Below are 17,528 nucleotides of genomic sequence, written 5' to 3' on the forward strand. Positions count from 1 at the left end.
CTCTCTCGCGCGCTCGCTGCACCAGCGCTCTTCCCTGGCCGCGGCGGCGGCGAAGCAGCCATCCCCTCCTCTTCCTCTGTCTCTGCTCTGTCCTTCCCTTCCCTGCCCTGCCCTGGACAATGCAGCCTGCTGGCTTGCTTGACGCCTGCCAGCGGCAGTGAGTAGACTACTCGTGGTAGCTGGATAGCCCTGTTCCCGGACAGGCTGAGCTGCCCGGGCCGCGCTATCCGCAGAACTCGTCATCACCTGCCCGTGACGTCTTGCCCTCCGCTGCTATGAGGGCTGGGTAGGGGTCTTTCCTGACTGGCTGATCTGATCAATGCCGAGATCAGAAAAGCGAGGGCGAGCGGCCCGCGCCTGGATCGCGTACGTACGATCTGAGAGCAGCCAGAGCAGGATGACAGAGAAAGGACGAAGATGTCATGGCTACGGTTGTTCTGGTTGGCACTCTTGATACGAAGGGCCAGGAGTACGCCTATCTGCGTGAGCGCCTGCGAGCTGAGGGCTGTGATGTGCTGCTCGTCGACGCCGGCGTCAAGGGCACACCGTTGACGCAGCCGGACATCAGCCGCGAGGAGGTGGCGCGTGTCGCGGGGGCGGAGCTGGCGGAGCTGGTGACACGCGGCGATCGCGGCGCGGCCATTGAAACGATGGCCCGCGGCGCCACTGCCATCCTGACCGACCTCTTTGCCCAGGGCCGCCTGCATGGGGTACTCGGCCTGGGCGGCTCCGGCGGCTCAGCCCTGGTGACCCAGGCTATGCGCGCCTTGCCCATCGGGGTCCCCAAGCTGATGGTCTCAACGCTCGCCTCGGGTGACACCCGCCCCTATGTCGGGGCCGTTGACATCGCGATGATGTACTCGGTTGTCGACATCGCCGGCATCAATCGCCTCTCGGAGCGCATCTTGAGCAACGCTGCCGCCGCCATCGCCGGCATGGCTCGCACCTATGCCTCCTTCCAGCCGACGCCGAGCAGCCGCCCGCTCATCGGCGCCACCATGTTCGGCGTCACCACGCCCTGCGTGACGGAGGCGCGGCGCTACCTCGAGGAGCGCGGCTACGAAGTGCTGGTCTTCCACGCCACCGGTACCGGCGGTCAGTCGCTTGAAGCTCTGGTCCGGGGCGGTTTCCTGGCCGGCGTTCTCGATATTACCACGACCGAGCTGGCCGATGAACTGGTGGGCGGCGTCCTGAGCGCCGGCCCCGAGCGCCTGGAGGCCGCCGGTCAGGTGGGACTGCCACAGGTCGTCTCGCTCGGAGCCCTCGATATGGTCAACTTCGGCCCCATAGAGACGGTCCCCGAGAAATTCCGTTCGCGTCGCCTCTACAAGCACAATCCAACCGTCACCTTGATGCGCACCACTCCCGAAGAGTGCGCCGCTCTCGGCCACATCATCGCCCGCAAGCTCAACCAGGCGCGCGGTCCAACGGCCCTCTTCATCCCGCTGCGCGGCGTCTCACTCATCGATACCGAGGGGCAACCGTTCTACGATCCCGCTGCAGACCAGGCTCTTATCAGCGCACTCAAGGCTGATCTGCAGCCCCATATCGAGGTCCATGAGCTGGACATGGACCTCAACGACCCGCGTTTCGCTCGAGCAATGGCTCGTCGCCTCGATGAGCTGATCCAGCAGCAGCGGCCTCCGGCCAGTGAACAGACAGACAGTGGGCAGGCGCAGACTCAACAAACTCAGGCGCCCCACGAGGGAGGAGCAGTCTCATGAATCGAGCAGAGGCACTTGCGCGCTTGCGAGAAACCGTTAAGCAGGGAGGAGTGATTATCGGCGCTGGCGCAGGGACCGGCCTGTCGGCCAAATGCGCTGAGGCTGGCGGCGTTGACCTGATCATCATCTACAACTCGGGCCGCTACCGCATGGCTGGACGCGGCTCCCTGGCGGGCCTGCTTCCCTATGGAGATGCCAACGCCATCGTCGTTGAGATGGCGGGTGAAGTGCTGCCGATCGTCAAGCACACGCCCGTGCTGGCCGGCGTCTGCGGTACCGATCCCTTCCGCGTTATGCCCTACTTCCTGCGCCAGCTCAAGGAGATGGGCTTTGTTGGCGTCCAGAACTTCCCCACCGTCGGCCTGATCGATGGAGTTTTCCGCCAGAACCTGGAAGAGACCGGCATGGGCTTCGCTCTAGAGATCGAGATGATCCGTCAGGCGCACGAGCTGGATCTGTTGACGGCGCCCTACGTCTTCGATCCCGAACAGGCGCGCGCGATGGCCGAAGCTGGAGCCGATGTACTGGTCCCTCATATGGGACTGACAACCAAGGGGAGCATCGGCGCCCAGACCGCCCTGACGCTGGACCAGTGCGTTGAGCGCATCCAGGCCATGCACGATGCCGCCAAGGCCGTCAACCCCGATGTCCTGGTCCTCTGCCACGGTGGCCCGATTGCCGAACCGGAAGATGCCGCCTACGTGCTGGCACGCACGCGCGGCGTCGTCGGCTTCTTTGGGGCCTCCAGCATGGAGCGTCTGCCGACCGAGACGGCCATTACCGAGACCACCCGCCGCTTCAAGGCCCTGCGCCCCGGCCAGGCCGTCTGAGTAGCGCTCGGTGGACACAGCGGGGCACCGACCCGCCCCTCTGGCAATAGCCGGGCAGAGCGGGAGCGAGGCGGAATCACCTGGCCATGCAGGCGGGCGTCAGGCTCCGCTCCGCCTCGCTCCTCTGCTTATCCTCCTGCTCGGGCGGGCGAATGGCCCGGCGCGCTGTCCTCAAGGCGATAGACGCGGCGCGCAGTCTCCGACCACAGCAGGCGCTGCTCGTAGAGCGGGTAGGCGCTCAGCATGGTTCGCAGAGCCTCATACCAGCGTCGGTAGCTGGAAGCCAGCAAAACCACTGGCCAGTCGCCACCGAAGAGCAGGCGCTCGGGTCCGAAAGCTGCCATCACTGTCCCCAGATAGGGAACCAGGTCGTAGGCGCTCCAGCGCTCGTGGTCGGCCTCCGTCACCATGCCGCTGACCTTGCAGACCACGTTGGGCAGCTCGCCCAGAGCCTGAATGTGCTGCCGCCACGGCTCCCGCTCTCCTGTCCGAATGGGTGGCTTGCCCAGGTGATCCAGAATGAAATGCGTATCGGGGCAGCGCCGCACCAGCTCGACCACGCTGGCCAGCTGCTGGTGACGCACGCACACATCACAGGATAAGCCATAGTCGGCGAGTAAGCGCACGCCATCGACGAAGGCTGGGCGCAGGCAGAAGTCGTCTTCTGCCTCGTTCTCGATATTGCGCCGTACCCCCTTAATCAAGGGGGAGAGCGCTCGCAACGCCTCCAGATGCGCGCGCACCCCCAGGCCCTGCTCCAGGGGGGCCGCAGCGACAATGGCCTTCAGCCGTGGCTCCTCCCGCGCCACCTCAACGATCCAGGCCGCTTCCCGCAGCGCCTCCTCGGGCGCCACTACAACCTCGACGTAGACCAGAGCCTCGATCGGCAGCCCCTGCGTCTCCCGCCGGTAGTCCTCCGGTCCAAAAGAACGCTTGAGCTGTGGATGCGCCTCCAGCCAGGGCATGTGAAAGCGCTGCGGGTCCCAAAAGTGGACATGGGCATCGATGACTGGGAGCAGCTCATCTGCTCCCGCAGAGGAAGAGAGAGAAAGATCGCGCATGGCGGCTCTCGCTCCTTTCTGGGCCTCTCTGCGCAGGGAAGGACTTCCCCTGGCCTGCAAGGCCGACCCGCTCTCGTCGGCGGCCAGAACGGGCCAACCGGCCTGGCGCCGCCTCACTTACCATGCATTACGCAGCCTGATAGATAGCCTCCAGCTCATCCCATAGCTCCGCCGGAAGCGGCTGCTGAGCCAGGGCCAGTGTCTCAGCGACCCGCTCGGGTCGCGTCACGCCAACGATGGTCGAGGCAATGCGCTCATCGCGCAGCGAGAACTGCAGAGCCGCCGCCGCCAGCGGCACCCCATAACGCGCGCAGGCGGCCTGCATACGTCGGGCCTTCTCCAACAGCTTCGCGCTGGCCTCACCATACATGTAGCGCGGATAGGCGTCCGGTCCCTTGGCCAGCAGCCCGCTGCCGTAGGGAGCAGCATTCACTGCAGCCACCCCGCGGCTCCGGCACAAGTCCCAAAACCGATCAGCTTCGCGATTGAGCAGGGTATAGCGATTGTGGGAGATGGCCGCTTCGAAGAGGCCGGTCTCCACAAAGCGCGTCATCATCGCGATCGGGCCGCCGGCGATGCCCAGGTGCTCGATCAGACCCTCCTCCTTCAGCTGGAGCAGAACCTCGACCGGGCCACCCGGGGCCATCATCACCTCGAACGGGTCCTGCGCAGGATCAGGAATATACTCAGGATCGTGCAGGTAGACCAGCTGCAGCCGCTCCAGACCCAGCAGGCGCAGACTGCGCTCCACGCTACGGCGCATCTGTGGACCGCTGAACTCGCCCGTCTGCAGGTTGCGATCGGCCTTGGTCGCCAGGACGAAGCCAGGCGGCAGGCCACCCAGCTCGCGCAGCACAACGCCTATGCGGCGCTCGCTCTCGCCATCACCATAGGCCGCCGCCGTATCAAGGAAGTTGATCGGACTGGCAAAAACGGCGCGGATCGTCGCTAAAGCCCGCTCCTCGGGCACCTCGTAGGCAAAGGTCTCCGGCATATTGCCCAGTGGCGCACAGCCGATGCAGATCGGCGTCACCTGCAGACCAGTCTGGCCCAGCGCCCGCCGCGGCAGCGGGGCCGCAGCCCCCATTTCTGACGTCATGGCTACAACATACCTCCTCTGCGTTCACTCCTTCAGGACAGGGGTGGCAGCGCCTGGACGGCTCAGGCTCAGCGCAGCCAGCGGCTGACCTGGCCACGCAGGCTGCTTGCTGAACGGTCGGTCGACTCGCTCGCGTCCACTGTGCAGCCCAGCGCAGCCTGAGCGCCATCAGATGGCCGTCCAGCCACCGTCGATCACCAGCGCAGAGCCAGTCACAAAGGCCGCCTCATCTGAGGCCAGATAAAGGGCCGCCGCCGCAATCTCCTCGGGCCGTCCCATGCGCCCCAGTGGCTGGCGCGCATGGAGCTGCTGGCGTACCTCATCCTCGCGGCCTGCAAAATCGCGCGCCAGGTAGCCCTCCACAAACGGCGTATGCACCGTGCCCGGGCAGATGGCGTTGCAGCGAATGCCCTGCTTCACATAATCGGCGGCAATGGTGCGCGTCAGAGCCAGCACTGCCCCTTTGCTCGCGCTATAGACCAGGCGGCGCTCCACGCCGATCAGCGCTGCTACCGAGGCCATATTGATGATCACGCCGCCGCGCGGCTGCTGGGCCAGCATCTGGCGCACCCCCTCGCGGGCACAGAGAAAGACGCCGCGGGCATTGACGCGCATCACCCGCTCCCAATCCTCAAGCGACGTCTCCAAAACATTGCCCACGTGGCTGACACCAGCATTATTGACCAGAATATCCAGCCGGCCCTCACGAGAGGCCACCTCTGCCACCGCCGCTCGTACCTGATCCTCCTCAGCCACATCCAGCGTCCGGGCGCGGGCCTGCCCGCCAGCGGTCACAATTGCCTCCGTCACGCGCTGCGCCGCCTCCGGACGCACATCGGCCACCACCACCCGCGCCCCCTGGCGCGCGAAGAGCAGCGCAATCTGCTCCCCGATTCCCGAGCCGGCACCAGTGATCAATGCCACCTTCCCATCCAGACGAAAGACCACGCTTGCTCCTCCTTTCCGTTCCTGTCCTCTCTATTGATGAGGCCCCTTTCCGCCGCAGCGGAGAGAAAGGCAGGCCATCATCCTCGACGCTCGCGGCATAGGCGCTAGTCCGTGTGGAAGACCTCGCGCATCATCGCCCACCACTCGCCGGGCGCGCGCGACTCCACAGGCTCTTGCAGGGGATCGGTCAGCTTCCACCACTCCTGTGTTTTCGGATCGGCGGCCATCTTCGCCATGTCGGCCTCGTAGTCCTCGCCGACATACTCGAAATAGGCGAAGAGCAGCGTCCCGTGACGGAAAATCGTATAGTTGCGGATATTGCAGGCGTGAATGGTCGCCAGCACCTCCGGCCAGACAGCGGCGTGCAAACGCTCGTAGGTCTCGATAGCGTCTGGCTTGAGGCCAATGATCTGTCCAACTCTGCGCATGGCTGGCAATCCTCCTGTTATTGTAGCGCGCGCGGCAGGCAGGTGGAAAGCCTTTCCCTGTTCGGTCCAGGCCAGGCTCCGCGGCGCCGCACTTGGTAGCCGATCAAGCCTCACTCGCTCAGTTGCTCAGCTTCGGTACGCCGCATCTCCGCCCAGACCGGCCCATTGGGAAAAGAGTAGGCCGCAATCGAGTCGGCATGCATCGTTGCGCTGTAGCCTGGGGCCAGCGGCGGCAGATAGCGCCCGTTGCGCATCACCACTGGGTCAACAAAATGCTCGTGCAGGTGCGGCGTATACTCGATCATGCGCCCCTCCAACGAGCCGCTGACAGCGATATAATCGAAGATCGCCAGGTGCTGCACATACTCAGAGAGGCCCACGCCGCCAGCATGGGGGCAGACCGGTATCCCGTATTTGGCGGCTAGCAAGAGTACAGCCAGCACCTCATTGACACCACCCAGGCGACAGGCGTCAATCTGACAGAAGCCGATGGCCTGAGCCTGAAAGAGCTGCTTGAAGATGATGCGGTTCTGCACATGCTCACCCGTTGCCACCCGCACGGGAGCGATGGCGCGGGCGATGGCGGCGTGGCCGAGAATATCATCGGGGCTGGTTGGCTCCTCAATCCACAGCGGCTGGAACTCTGCCAGCTCCTGCATAACGGCGATGGCCTCTCCCACCTCCCACACCTGGTTGGCGTCCATCATCAGCGTGCAGTGGGGGCCGATCTCCTCGCGCATGATGCGGGCGCGCTGGCGATCCCGTTCCAGACCGAGGCCGACCTTGAGCTTGAAATGGCGCCAGCCCTCGGCCAGTGCCTGGCGACAGAGGAGCCGCAGCTGCTCATCGCTGTAGCCCGACCAGCCGGCTCCAGTCGTGTAGGCCGGATAGCCAAGCCGCAGCAGCTCCGCCTCTCGCTCAGCGCGCGTCGGCGCCAGACGCTGCAGCAGCTCCAGAGCCTCGGCGGGCGAGAGCACGTCGCTCAGATAGCGGAAATCGATGCAGGCCACCAGCTGCTCGGGCGACATGTCCACCAGCAGCTTCCAGAGCGGCTTCCCCTCGACCTTGGCCCACAGATCCCAGACCGCGTTCACCAGAGCCGCCGTGGCCATGTGAATGACCCCCTTCTCCGGCCCGATCCAGCGCAGCTGACTGTCGCCCGTCATGTGGCGCCAGAAAGCGCGCATATCGGTGGTAAACTCCTCCAGTGTGTGCCCACGCACCAGCGGCGCCAGGGCCCGAATGGCGGCTACACAGACCTCGTTGCCGCGCCCGATGGTGAAGGTAAAGCCGTGTCCCTCTAGCCCGTTGGGATGATCGGTCTGCAGGATCACGTAGGCCGCCGAGTAGTCGGGATCGGCATTCATGGCGTCAGAGCCGGCCAGCGTGCGTGAGGTGGGGAAACGAATGTCGTAGGCCCGGACATCAACGATGGTTACTGTCAATACACCACTCCTTTTTACCTGGCTGGCAACGCGCTGCCCCTCCGCCCGAGCAGACAGGCGAACTGGAGACCTTGCCCTGAATCTGGCTGCTCTCCCTCTCTCCCCTGCTGAAAATCCCGTGATCCCCCAGGCCCTCCCGCAATCCCAGCATGGCCCTGACCTGGCGGGGAGCGCCGGGGGCCTCTTCCACCGCATGGCTCGCCGGAGGCAGAGGGGCGAGCGCCTGCTTGACGCTGCGCCATCTGAAGGTATACTATATTCTGTATTCAGAATACAGTACAGCCAGTGGCAAAGTCAAGCAGGCTGGAGCCGTGAAAACAGCAAAAGGGAAGCTCTAAAGAGATGCAGCAGGTTGGAGAGACCCGCTGCATCGAAGCGCAGCCTTTCCCTGTAGCGTGCCTCAGACCAATCAAGGCAGAGCCAAAGTGGTCGGCAAGGGGGCCTGACGGCTGGCCTCTCTACCAGACCTGGTGCTCTAGAGGCGATGAGCGACCTTCCAGATAGCGAAGACTACTCCAGCGACGATGAGGAGTACAATCACGGTGAGCGGAGTGAACACTACTTGCATAAGCTAAACCACCCTTTCTCTTGACTGGCTGGCTGGCAGGGGAACAAAGGGCTTTTCTCTCCAGCTGGCGGCGCAGAGCCAATGCACCAGGCGGCGATCGCTCGGCTTGGCGCTCTACCTTCCAAGCAAGATATACGTTCAAGACGAGTGAAAGTTGTGCAACCGGGACATACAGATAATAGTGTCTCTTAATCCGAGAGGTTATTTTCCTGCTCTCTCATACAGAGCATCTCTTGCTCGAATTTTGCCTTGAGTTGAGCTATTTCTTGAACGCGCAGGGCGCCATGCTCGCTGGAGCGTCGCGAGCATCTGCGAGTTGGACGTTGGAAGGACTGGAACGGCGATAGCTGCCTTGACCTGGGCGGCCCTTCTGGGTATACTATATTCTGTATTCTGAATACAGCACACTCTTTACAAAGTTGGGCGGGCGCGCCAAAATAGAGGGGCGCACCGCGGGCAGGCTCGGAGCCAGGCGGTTCAGAGCAAGCGACGGAGGCAGAGATGGGTCGCTGGGGCCGCGGGGCGTAGCGGGTCCGAATCTCGACCCTGGCCCAATGGAGAGAGCCGGGATCGAAGCGAGAGGAGGATCAGGTGAGACCAGCAAGCAAGACAGGAGCGAGCAGGTATGAGGCAATCTGAAGCGGAAACCAATCATCGGCAGGGGGCAACGGCAGCGGTTGCCGACGTTGTTGACGAGCGCTTCGTCAGCGAACTCTTTGACCTGCTCTGGGGGCAAGAGCGCACCGCCACCCCTACCGTCGCCGACTACGCCTACGAGCAGCTCTGGAAGCGAGTCATCCTGCTTGGTGGTAGCGAAGAGCAGCGCCTTTCTGACGTGGCTCTTGCCGAGCAACTGGGCGTCAGCCGCACGCCAGTACGTCAGGCCCTGGAGCGGCTCGTTCAGGAGGGGCTGGTGCGCTCCGATCCGCGGCGGGGCTACTGGACGCGTACCTTCACCGCTCAGGACATCCACGAAATCTATGACCTGCGCGAGGCGCTGGAGGTGCTCGCGCTGCGGTTAGCGGCGCCGCATCTGAAGCGCGAAGAGCTGCAGGCTCAACTTGATGAGCTAGAGGCCATCCGTGCCGAGCTGGCCAGCAATCCCTTTCTGCGCTTTCTCAAAGTCGATCTACTCTTTCATCTCCTGATCACACGGGCCTCGCGCAACGGGCGCCTGATTCACTGTCTCTCGGAGCTGCGCAGTCAGCTCTGCATGTTCCAGATGCGCGATAGTTTCTATCCGCGCCGCATTGAGATCGCGCTCAACGACCATGAGCAGATCCTGCGGGCCTTACTCGCCGGCAAGCCCGGCGAGGCTGCCAGCCTGTTAGCGGCCCATATCCGCCACTCCAAAGAGGGAGTGCTTGCCGATATCTTTGCCGAAGAGAGTCAACTCCCCTCCTAGTCAGTCGGAGAGAGACAAGGGGCCGTGTCGTGTCGCGTCGCGTCGCGTCGCAGCGCCCGCGGCAGCGGCCAGCTGAAGTAACCGGCTCAAGCCAATTCTGAATGGCTGGCGAGGCTCTTCCGAAACCGGGCAATGAGGGCAGAGCGCCGCCTGGCAAGCGGCGGAGCCAGACAGCACGGGCCAGCGGCCGGAGACAGGGAGAGGTGGGGCGAGAGGCTAGGAGAGGCTAGATGTAGATCGGGGAGGCAGGGTAGAAGCAGGGCACAACGAGAGCGGGCGGGGCTATGAAGCTGCTGCCACACTCGCAGGGAGGTCGTCATGCCTTCGACTTCGATGGAGACGGAGCAGTCACCGATCATTCGCCTGCGCAAGATCACCAGGCGCTTTCCGGGCGTCACCGCCGTCGCCGAGGTTGACCTCGACATCTATCCCGGGGAAGTTCACGTCGTGGCCGGCGAAAACGGGGCGGGAAAATCGACGCTCATGAGAATACTCTATCAAGTGGAGCGTCCCGACGCCGGTCAGATCTATCTCAACGGCGAGCCTCTCAGTTTTCACGGGCCGCACTATGCCCGCGCGCTCGGCGTCGCTATGGTGCACCAGGAATTTGCCCTTGCGCCGCACCTCTCCGTCGCCGAAAACCTCTTCCTCGGGCGCGAGCCGCTGCGCTTCGGCTTCATCCGCCGACGTCGCGAGCTGGCCGAGGCGCGTCGCCTACTCGAGCAGGTTGGTCTCGACCTGGACCCGCGTCGCCTGGTGGCCTCGCTCTCCGTGGCCGAGCAGCAGCTTGTTGAGATCGCTCGGGCCATCAGCTTCAATGCGCGCGTCCTCATCCTTGACGAGCCGACCGCCACCCTCACTGAGCAAGAGATTGCCCGCCTCTTCGAGGTCATTCGTCAGCTCACGGCTCAGGGAGTGGCCGTCCTCTATATTTCCCATCGCCTCGATGAGATCTTCCAGATCGCTGACCGCGTGACTGTCATGCGCGATGGGCGCGTTGTGGCCACCCTTCCGCTGGCCGAACTCAGCGAGCAGAAGCTGGTCCAGCTCATGGTCGGGCGCGCCATCACCAACCTCTACCCGCGGCCCGAGACCCATCCGGGCCCTGTCCTGCTGCGCGTCGAAGGACTGAGCCGACGCGGCCTGCTGCACGACTGCTCATTCGAGGTGCATGCTGGCGAAATTCTGGGCCTGGCCGGGCTGATTGGCGCGGGACGGAGCGAGCTGGCGCGCGCCGTCTGTGGAGCTGACCCTATCGACAGTGGGCGTATTCTCCTCGACGGCCACGAGCTGCACATCCGCCGTCCCGCTGACGCCATTCGGGCTGGACTTGCCTACGTCACCGAGGATCGCAAGCGCGAGGGATTGGCCCTTGATCTGGGCGTCGATCAGAACATTACCCTGGCCAGTCTGCCCGCCCGTCTGGGGCTGCTGCTCTTGCGTCGCGAACGCAGTGTAGCGCTGCACGCCTGTCAGCGTCTCAATATCCGCACTCCTTCGGTACGTCGCAAGGTGCGCCTCCTCTCGGGTGGCAACCAGCAGAAGGTTGTCGTCGCGCGCTGGCTGGAGACGCAGGCCAGAGTCATCTTTTTCGACGAGCCGGCGCGCGGCATCGATGTCGGCGCCAAAGCTGAGATGTTCGCTCTGATCGGCAGGCTGGCAAGCGAGGGGCGGGCCATAGTGCTCATCTCCTCCTATCTCCCCGAGCTGCTCAACATGTGTGATCGTATTGCAGTGATGCGCGAGGGGCGCATCGTCGGCACGCTCTCGCGGGGACAGTTCAGCGAAGAGCGCATCATTGCCCTGGCGACTGGGGCCAGTGAGGTGACCATCCCATGAAGGAATCTCTGAGCAGGAACGTTGCCAACGAGCCGGGCGCGGAGGCCGGCCTCTCCTGGCGCCGGCTGGTGCCGACCCAGATCTCCGACCTTATTTCACAATTCGCTGCGGCGGGCGCGCTGATCATCATCTGTATCGCGCTCTCCATCGCATCGCCGGTCTTTCTCACCCTCTACAACCTCTTCAATATTGTCTCACAGACCGCCGTCACGGCCATTATCGCCCTGGGCATGACCTTCGTCATCATCACTGCTGGCATCGACCTCTCGGTCGGCTCGGTAGCAGCTCTGGCTGGAGTGTTGGGCGTCAAAATGATGGTCGATCTCGGTCTGAGCTGGCCGCTGGCGGTCCTCGGCGGCACCCTGGTCGGGGGGCTGGCTGGTCTGGCCAATGGCCTGCTGATTACCCGGGCCCGCCTGGCGCCCTTCATTGCCACCCTGGGCATGATGAGCGTGGCCCGCGGCCTGGTGAACATTATCACCGGGGCAACAGCCGTCTTCGGCGTTCCCGATTCCTTCCGCCTGCTCGGCCAGGGCATGATCGACGGCGTGCCCATCCCCTTGATTACGCTGATAGTGCTGGCTGTGGCGGCCCACCTGCTCTTGAGTCGCACACGCCTGGGACGCTACACCTACGCCATCGGCTCCAATGAGGAGGCGGCCCGCCTGGCAGGCATTCGCGTTAGTGCCTATCTGGTGGCCGTCTATGTGCTCCAGGGCCTGCTGGCCGGCTTCGGCGGTATGGTGGCCATGTCACGTGTGGCCTCGGGCCAGCCCAACTTTGGCGACGGCCTGGAGCTGGATGTGATCGCCGCCGCCGTCATCGGAGGCTGCAGCCTCTTCGGCGGCCAGGGCACCATTCTGGGCACACTGATCGGTGCCTTCCTGATGGCAGTGATCCGCAACGGCGCAGTCCTGCTCAATATCGATACCTTTACGCAGAGCGTCATCATCGGCGTCATTATCTGGCTGGCAGTGATTTGGGACCAGTTCCGCCGCCGTCGCTTTGCGGAAAGCACCCGCTAAGCGCGATCCGATCCGCGTCGCGCCGCGCGCTCGCCAGCCAGCGGCTGTGCTTTCTCAGGACGCTCTACACAACATTGTCGACCAGAGAAAGGGGGTGGCCTCTCTTCTCGCACATGCTCTCTGATATCTCTGAGACATCTCTGACCGGCTGCCAACTCTTCTGGCGGGCCTGTCCGCTCACTCACAAGCGGACAGGTTGAGCCGGCGATGATGATCTGTGATTGGCCACTGCCGCATGAGGCGCAGACAGAGAAGATATGGCATCAAGGATGATGAGCGATCGGCGCGGCCTGGGTTGGCGAGGCCCGCCGCTTCAGTGAGGAAACAGACGACCGCGGGGCACCGCGGTCAAAGGCAAAGGAGGCTGTTCTGATGCGACAACTTCTGCGCAGACTGGTGCGGGATATCTTCTTTCCTCTCTGGCTACTGCTGGTGGCCGGCCTGGTAAGTGCCTGTGGCAGCGTCACTGTACAGTCATCAGGCAGTAATAACAACACTACTGCCTCTGGACCGCTCAGGATTGCGGTCATTCCCAAAGCCATCGGCTTCGACTTCTGGGAGCAGGTGCACAAAGGGGCGGAGTGCGCCGCTTCGAAGCAGCAGCAGGTCTCAGTGATCTGGAACGGCGTGACCGCTGAGACCGACGTGACCGGGCAGATCGACCTGCTGACCAACTATATTACGCAGCGTGTCAATGGCCTGATCTACGCCGCTACCGATGCGCGAGCCCTCTACCAGGTGACGCAGCAGGCCCTCAAGGCAAACATTCCCGTGGTCAATATCGACTCGGGCACCTATCCGCAGCCGTCCAACGTGCCGCTCTTTGCCACTGATAACATCGCCTCAGCGCGCAAGGCTGCCGATCTGCTGGCTCAGCAGCTCAACGGTCATGGCAAGGTCGCCCTGATCGAGTTCCAGCCGGGCAGCGCCACCAATGATCAGCGTGTCCAGGGCTTCAAGCAAGAGCTGGCCAAGTATCCGGGCATTCAGCTCGTCGCTGACCAGTCCAGCCACAGCGACTACAACCAGGCGCTGAGTGTGGCCGAGGATATCCTGACGGCTCACCCTGACCTGAACGGGATCTTTGCCGCCAATGAGCCAAGCGTGCTCGGAGCGGCGGAGGCAGTGCGCCGCATTGGCAAAGCTGGCAAGATCACGATCATCGGCTGGGATGCCGCGCCCGACGAGGTCAAGGGAGTGCAGCAGGGAACGATTTCGGCCCTGGTGGTGCAGAACCCCTTTAGGATGGGCTATGACAGCGTCAACGCAATGGTGCGCATTCTGCGCCAGCACGCCACCGTCCAGAGCGAAGATACCGGGGTGACGATCCTCACCAAGGCCAATCTGAACGATCCCAAGGTGCAGGCAGTGCTCAATCCGAGCTGCCAGAATCCTCCGCTGTGAGCCGGCCAGGCTGTTGTGTGCCGGTGAAGGCTCAAACGACTCGGACCAGCTCACGACAGCCCAGATAGAGAAAGGTCCAGCGCCCAGGGAAGGGAGGCGACGAGGAAATGCAAGGTGGGCAGTTGCTCGCGCTTCCTCCCTGGGTGCTGGACCATCTTGTTCAAGTCATTTAGACCGCCTGTCTGCTCTGTTGCCCTTTCCGCTCGCAGTGCCTGAGCGAGGCAGGCACGATCAGTCTGGATCGCTCTCCTGCCGGCTGACCAGCTCAGACCGCCAGACAGGTGTGCCAGAAGATCATTCCTTGATCGGCCGGCTGACGGGAGCTGTCTACCCCTGGCACGCGTGGCGTGGCTATGCCGGCGGAGGTGCTTCCTGCCTTCGTTCGTTCGTTCCCAGTTCGCTCTGCAGTGAGTGGGTGGCTTGACGGAAGGTCAGAGCTTCGGCGAAGCAGAAGCGGGCCAGATAGACGTCATCCTGTCGTGTGCTCTCTGCCAGCAGTCCCCAGGCTGCTGGAAAGGGTGAGAGGCTAGCCAGGCTGGCCCTCGTTGCCTCAGAGTTGCCGTGCTTAGCTGTCACACAGCGATCGTCGCTGCTGGACGCGGACCGGTCGCAGTCAGTCAAGTCCGATCACGATTCAGGCGCGAGATTGCCGTACTGGCTTGCGTCTTTCTTGATGAGCGCGCTCTCTCAGACCAGGCGAGACTACCCAGATGCGCGTGGCTTGCACTGCGCGCTCAAGGCTTGATCAGGGCCTCATAGTAGTCTGCACAGTCGTCGCAGAGGATTGTCGCTATCTTGGTGATGTAGTCGCGAGTAGACTGCTGATGCTCAGGGCACACGGGCATCTGGCAGCGCGCACATAGAGCTGTCGCCTTGGCCCCACACACGTAGCATTTCCTGGGATCGATCTTGCCTCCCTCGTTCTCGGGAGGGATCTCTGTGATCTGCTCTTCTAACATGGCTCCTCCTTCGTGTCCATGATGACGCGCTGTTTCGGCTCGTTGCACTGACCGATCCGACCGCCCTGCGTCCTGACTGACAGGCGCAAAAAAAGCCCTGACTCCTATCGTTGTACGCGAAAATCTGCTCTTCTGTCAAGTTGCTGCAAGCTGTACCATGACGGTTCAACGCCTACGGGCTGCCCCCCTTCTGCCGGGCCGGCTGGCTCCCGCCCCTGCCTGGGCGAGATATCACCCAGGCGCGAGCATCACCCAGACGGCGAGCACTGGGCCAGAATAGGGTCAGTCCCCTGACGAGGCGGATAGACAGGCCTCCTGCCCGCTTCTCTCCCCGCTCTCGCCGACGTTACCCTCTTATTTTATACCGCGCTTTCAAGCAGACGCGTTTCAGCCTCGCTGAGACCGTAGAGGCGAAAGACCAGGGCGTTGATCTGGGTCTCCAGCGTCTGACGTTGCTGGTAGAGGGCCAGGCGCTCCTCCGACCTGGTACTGGATGCCAGGCGCTCCTGGAGAGCCATCATGGCACGCGCGGCGGCGATCAGCGGCTCCTGGTGGGCCGCCAGATGCCGCGGCAGAGGAATGGCGGCCAGCGTTGTCTGATTGAGCTGAGGAAATAAGCGTTTGTAGGCTGTAAATGTCTTGTAGAGGTAATAATCGATCAGGCGGCTGTTGAGAATTGCGAGCAAAGCCTCATAGGCGAGGCGCTCATCGAGCAGATGCAGGTTATAGAGTGACTGCATGGTCGCCAGGCCGGCGGTCTCCAGCGCGGCCACGCAGCGCCGGCCCGTTTTAACCACCACGATTTTGGGCGCCTGGTAGCAGCTGGCAGGCTTCGTCAGAGTATGGACAAAGCGCGTTGGGGGAGCGATATAGTAGCGGGTCACATTGTCGCCGGCCAGGATCGGCAGCGGGCCTGTCGCAGCCACGTGCCGCTTGCCGATTTCCTCGCCGCGTGAGATATGCACCCGCTGGCCGAGCGGCTCGCCCTCGCGCTCCAGGCGAGCCAGCAGCGCTGCCTCTTCATCGCTCACGTGCACCAGCAGGCGATGGCCGGCGTCATCCAGAAAGCGCTGCCGGCTGCAGAGGGCACGTGTATACACCGGCAGTGCTGGCAGGCCCTCGCTGGCAGGAGAGGCTGCCGCTGGCGCTGGTACATCGCAGGCGATCGTCGATGGCTGAGTGCCGCGCTCGACGACCAGCACGGCGGCGGAGACGCAGGCGCGGAAGACAGGGCCGCAGTGGTAAACGCGGAGCAGCCCCTCGCGTAGCAAAGTAGCGCGGGCCTGGCGAGCCTCATCGCGTGCCAGCAAGGCGTCGGGCACCACGAAAGCAAAGCGCCCACCGCGGCGAGTCAGCTTAAGACCCTGCTCGATAAAGAGCCAGCATGCATCGTACTGGCGACGCGCCAGGGTGAAGGCCGCCTCCAGATAGGGGCGCGCCGTCTGCGGGCGCTGCTCGCCGAACAGGTAGGGTGGATTGCCAATCACCGCATCAAAGCCCCCCGTCCCGCTCTGGGTCTGCCTCTTGAAAACCTGCGGAAAGGCTATCTGCCAGTGGAATGGGGTGACCTCTGGACTCAGAGGACTGCCCAGAGCGTTGCCGCAGCGGATCGTCATCTCCAGGCGTGGCAGTACCCTGGCTGCCTGGACCCGCTCGCGAGCGCTACTCGTGCATTCCTCCAGGAGGAGCAAGAAGAGCGACAGACGTGTTACCTCCACCCCGCAGCGATCGAGATCAACCCCATAGATCTGTTCCAGGAGAATGCGCCGGCCCTCGGCCAGAGTCAGGCGCCAGCGGCCCTGACCATCACGTCGCAGCGCCTGGGGGAAGCGTTCCGCTCCCTCTGCCACATACCGCTCGCGGAACCAGTGCAGGAGCAGGCGGTAGAGGCGTATCAAGAAGGAGCCAGCGCCACAGCAGGGATCGAGCACGCGCAGCTGGGCGGCGCGCGTCACCTCCCTCTCCCGCTCAAGCAAGGCTACCACGCTATGGGTGAGGATATAATCGACAACCGCGGGAGGCGTATAGTAGATGCCGTCGGCCTTCTTCGCAGCTCGTTCCTCGCTCAGGACCAGGCGGCCTGTGGCATCCGTCGTCAGGCTCTTCTCCAGAAAATGCTCATAGAGGCGACCGAGCACCGAAGGTGAAAGACAGGCAAAATCGCAGGGAGCCAGAGGAGGATAGAGAGCCTGCAGCAGCCTGCGCAAGGTCTCATCGTCCAGTCTTAGCCGTGAGAGCAATCCCTCTGTCATCTTGTGGGGAGCACCGGGCAGGCCAGCCAGTGTGCTGCTCCCAGCGACTGGGGTCCTGGCGCAGAAGAGATCGGCGGCGTAACGCCGTCCTGCCGCCTGAAAGCGCCGCAGCAAACGCGCGTAGATCATCCGCTGCTTGCTCAGCCGCAGCAGGCTGCCTGGCGGTTCCAGGCCGCGCTCCTCACAAAAACGTAGAAAGAGCAGGCGCGCCAGCAGCAACTGCACGGCGCGGTTCAGATCGTCAGGTGTCAGGATTGCGTTACAGCGTACCAGGCCCTCGCTGAGCCACAGGCGCCACTCTGTCGCTGCGCGCAACAGCGTCTCTTCAGCCGTTGCGCGCTCTGCATCCTCGGCCAGCAGGGAAGCCAACAGGGACATAGCCGGGGCTGGAGACTCCATACCAGATTCTGAGAACGGCTGTGAGAGGCCTTGCAGCACGCCTGGCTCTTCCTCCTTCTCTTGCGATCAGCATGGCGAGCGACGTGCGAGACGCCGATCCAACTAATCCTTCCAGCCCGCATGTGATCCCGCCCCAGGCCAG

The 17,528-nt window shown here is 63.5% G+C and carries 13 protein-coding genes; 6 read left to right on the forward strand and 7 right to left on the reverse strand.

The annotated features are described in order from the left end of the window. Positions 1–422 precede the first annotated feature (422 nt). Entirely contained in the window at positions 423–1,724 is a 1,302-nt protein-coding gene (locus KTAU_RS13490; protein ID WP_151728878.1) for a Tm-1-like ATP-binding domain-containing protein, read from the forward strand. Further along, entirely contained in the window at positions 1,721–2,554 is an 834-nt protein-coding gene (locus KTAU_RS13495) for a phosphoenolpyruvate hydrolase family protein (protein ID WP_151728879.1), read from the forward strand. Before KTAU_RS13490 ends, KTAU_RS13495 begins: the two co-directional genes overlap by 4 nt. 128 nt (positions 2,555–2,682) lie before the next feature. Here the strand turns inward: KTAU_RS13495 and KTAU_RS13500 are convergent, their stop codons facing one another. From KTAU_RS13500 to KTAU_RS13520, 5 genes are all read right to left on the reverse strand, one after another. After that, the gene (locus tag KTAU_RS13500; protein WP_151728880.1) at positions 2,683–3,615 is read right to left on the reverse strand and encodes an amidohydrolase family protein; all 933 of its coding nucleotides are present in this window, start codon (positions 3,613–3,615) and stop codon (positions 2,683–2,685) included. A gap of 127 nt (positions 3,616–3,742) precedes the next feature. Beyond that, entirely contained in the window at positions 3,743–4,714 is a 972-nt protein-coding gene (locus tag KTAU_RS13505) for an aldo/keto reductase (protein ID WP_151728881.1), read from the reverse strand. Positions 4,715–4,882: 168 nt separating this feature from the next. Beyond that, positions 4,883–5,662, reverse strand: a complete 780-nt coding sequence (locus KTAU_RS13510) for an SDR family NAD(P)-dependent oxidoreductase (protein WP_151728882.1) — start codon at positions 5,660–5,662, stop codon at positions 4,883–4,885. A gap of 104 nt (positions 5,663–5,766) precedes the next feature. Further along, positions 5,767–6,090, reverse strand: coding sequence for an L-rhamnose mutarotase (locus KTAU_RS13515; RefSeq protein ID WP_112432160.1), 324 nt, complete (start codon positions 6,088–6,090; stop codon positions 5,767–5,769). Positions 6,091–6,200: 110 nt separating this feature from the next. Beyond that, complete coding sequence (locus KTAU_RS13520; protein WP_228026461.1) at positions 6,201–7,535, reverse strand: L-fuconate dehydratase; 1,335 nt, start codon at positions 7,533–7,535, stop codon at positions 6,201–6,203. A 1,193-nt stretch (positions 7,536–8,728) separates the two neighbouring features. Between KTAU_RS13520 and KTAU_RS13525 the strand changes: the two genes are divergently transcribed. The 4 genes from KTAU_RS13525 to KTAU_RS13540 all read left to right on the forward strand — a co-directional run bounded on the left by KTAU_RS13525 (position 8,729) and on the right by KTAU_RS13540 (position 13,776). Then, complete coding sequence (locus tag KTAU_RS13525) at positions 8,729–9,508, forward strand: GntR family transcriptional regulator (RefSeq protein ID WP_151728884.1); 780 nt, start codon at positions 8,729–8,731, stop codon at positions 9,506–9,508. 318 nt (positions 9,509–9,826) lie between these two features. After that, positions 9,827–11,347, forward strand: coding sequence for a sugar ABC transporter ATP-binding protein (locus tag KTAU_RS13530; protein WP_174844068.1), 1,521 nt, complete (start codon positions 9,827–9,829; stop codon positions 11,345–11,347). Continuing rightward, positions 11,344–12,372 (forward strand): ABC transporter permease, encoded by a 1,029-nt coding sequence (locus KTAU_RS13535; protein ID WP_151728885.1) that lies wholly within the window; start codon positions 11,344–11,346, stop codon positions 12,370–12,372. The genes KTAU_RS13530 and KTAU_RS13535 overlap by 4 nt, the downstream gene beginning before the upstream one ends. Positions 12,373–12,744: 372 nt before the next feature. Beyond that, positions 12,745–13,776, forward strand: a complete 1,032-nt coding sequence (locus KTAU_RS13540; protein ID WP_151728886.1) for an ABC transporter substrate-binding protein — start codon at positions 12,745–12,747, stop codon at positions 13,774–13,776. A 734-nt stretch (positions 13,777–14,510) separates the two neighbouring features. On the opposite strand, the gene KTAU_RS13545 is transcribed toward KTAU_RS13540, so the two are convergent. Next, positions 14,511–14,735 (reverse strand): hypothetical protein, encoded by a 225-nt coding sequence (locus KTAU_RS13545; protein WP_112432173.1) that lies wholly within the window; start codon positions 14,733–14,735, stop codon positions 14,511–14,513. Between the two features lie 359 nt (positions 14,736–15,094). Next, positions 15,095–17,386, reverse strand: a complete 2,292-nt coding sequence (locus KTAU_RS13550; protein ID WP_151728887.1) for an Eco57I restriction-modification methylase domain-containing protein — start codon at positions 17,384–17,386, stop codon at positions 15,095–15,097. Between the last annotated feature and the right edge of the window lie 142 nt (positions 17,387–17,528).

This window comes from Thermogemmatispora aurantia (genome assembly GCF_008974285.1).
In the GTDB taxonomy this organism is placed as follows: domain Bacteria; phylum Chloroflexota; class Ktedonobacteria; order Ktedonobacterales; family Ktedonobacteraceae; genus Thermogemmatispora; species Thermogemmatispora aurantia.